This is a genomic window from Hungatella sp. SL.1.14 (genome assembly GCF_024460495.1).
GTDB lineage: Bacteria > Bacillota > Clostridia > Lachnospirales > Lachnospiraceae > Hungatella > Hungatella hathewayi.
The window spans coordinates 1-304 of sequence record NZ_JANFYJ010000296.1; the positions used below are offsets into that span (position 1 = coordinate 1).

Genomic DNA, 304 nt, shown 5'->3' on the forward strand with positions numbered 1-304 from the left:
CCCTCCTCCTCCGGATATGCCCTGCTTCCATCCTTGCGGAACAGTCTGGTCAGTGATGCTTCCCGTGATACCGCCTGAATCGTACAGTCTGTTTTTCCCTGCGGCCCGGCAAGGGTCACTGCAAATTCCATCATTGCCTCCGCGTTCTCCACATGAGGATGCTTTACCGCCTCCAGCGCGCCGTTCACTGAAACCGGCTGTTCAAATGAGACCATAATGTCCTGTCTCTGTGTCTTTTCCCAATAGTCAAAGATAAACACATCAAATAAGAAGTTCATGGATACCAGAGTCGCTGTGATCATAT

Annotated in this window: 1 pseudogene; it reads right to left on the reverse strand. The window is 50.7% G+C overall.

Annotated features, from left to right (window positions below):
• Nucleotides 1–304 (reverse strand): annotated as a pseudogene (locus tag NE473_RS31070) (ABC transporter permease); the annotation flags it as partial.